Here is a 1620-nt window from a genome sequence, read left to right as displayed (position 1 = left end):
GCCTTTGACCTTTTGCGCATCGCGGTAGGCGTTGGCGATGGTGACTTCTCGCTGGCGGTCGGCGTCGGCACGGATTTTTTCGCCTTCTGCCAAACCGGTAGAACGCAGTTCATTGGCCACGCGTTGGCGCTCCGCAACCATGCGCTTGTAGACGGAATCGGTGATGGCTTCCACATAGTCCACGCGCGTGATACGCACGTCGACCACGTCAACGCCCCAGGGCTGCGCACCCTGCACGGCTTGAAGCACTTCCCGCTTGACGTCGGCCATCAGGGCTTCGCGCTTGAGCGAAAGCAGGTCCTTGACGGTGCGTTTGTTGATCTCTTCCTGGAAGGCATTGCGCACCACGCGGTTGAGCTGGTTGGCGCCGGTTTTTTCGTCCAGGCCGACGTTGCGGATGTAGTCGGTGGGCTGGATGATGCGCCAGCGCACGTACCAGTCGATCACGACACGCTGCTTTTCTGCCGTCAGCATGGGCTCGGCGTCGACGCTGTCGAGCACCAGCAGGCGCTTGTCGATGTAAGAGACGTTCTGGAACGGCGGTGGCATCTTGAAATGCAGGCCCGGTTCAGTGACCACATCCTTGATCTGCCCCAACGCATAAACCACGCCGAACTGCCGCTGGTCCACCACAAAAAGCGTGGAGCTGAGCAATGCCAGGATCACCAGCAACGAAGAAATGATAAATCCAACTCTATTCACGATCGTCTTCCTTAGCGTGTTTCACGATCGCGCGTGCGGGAAGCATCGCGGGATCGGGCATCAAGGGGCAAGCTGGAAACAGGCGCGGCAGGCACCGTTGGCGAAGACGCTGCGCCGGGAACCAGCGCGGGCTCTGCGGTACTGCCAGCATCACCCTGCGTCGTCATCTGCATGATYTTGTCCAGCGGCAGGTACAGCAGGTTGSWGCCCTGRCGGGASTCGACCAKCACCTTGGTCACACTGGAATAAACCTGCTGCATGGCGTCGGTGTACATACGGTCAYGGGTCACCTGGGGCGCCTTCTGGTATTCGGTCAGCACCGAACGAAAGCGCTGGGCATCACCCTGTGCCTGGGCCACGATTTTGGCTTTGTAGGCTTCAGACTCTTCCTTGAGGCGGGACGCGGAACCCACGGCACGCGGGATCACATTGTTGGCGTATGCCTGGGCTTCGTTCTTGGCGCGTTCGCGCTCCTGGCCGGCCTTGAGCACATCGTCAAACGCTGCCTGCACCTGCTCGGGGGGGCGCACACCGCTCTGCTGAAGGTTGATGCCGACAACTTCAACGCCGACCTTGTAACGATCGAGGATGGTCTGCATCAGGGCGCGCACGCGTGGCCCGATCTGGTCACGCTCTTCCGCCAGGGCCAGGTCCATCTTCATTTTCCCGACCACTTCACGGACGGCTGTTTCGGCAGCCTGAACCACCGCCGCTGCAGGGTCCTTGCTTTCAAACAGATAGGCGCGCGCATCGTTCAGGCGGTACTGCACGGCAAACTTGATTTCAACGATGTTTTCGTCTTCAGTCAGCATGGCCGAGTCGCGCAGGCCTGTCGCCTTGATGATGACGTCACGGCCGACATCCACTGAACGGATCTGCGTGACCACAACGATTTCGTGGCGCTGCACAGGATACGGA

2 protein-coding genes are annotated in these 1620 nt (G+C 60.3%); both read right to left on the bottom strand.

What is annotated here, in order from left to right; all coding sequences use genetic code 11:
• On the bottom strand, positions 1-702 hold a 702-nt coding region (hflC, locus tag AC1DWI_RS22380), incomplete at its 3' end, for a protease modulator HflC (protein WP_477725811.1).
• 11 nt (positions 703-713) lie between these two features.
• Positions 714-1620: FtsH protease activity modulator HflK (gene hflK, locus AC1DWI_RS22375; RefSeq protein ID WP_477725810.1), on the bottom strand; the 907-nt coding region annotated here is incomplete at its 5' end.

Source organism: Polaromonas sp. P3_C2, assembly GCF_056402675.1.
Note: the sequence above shows the minus strand (reverse complement) of the source record. Positions and strands in the feature narration are given on the sequence as shown.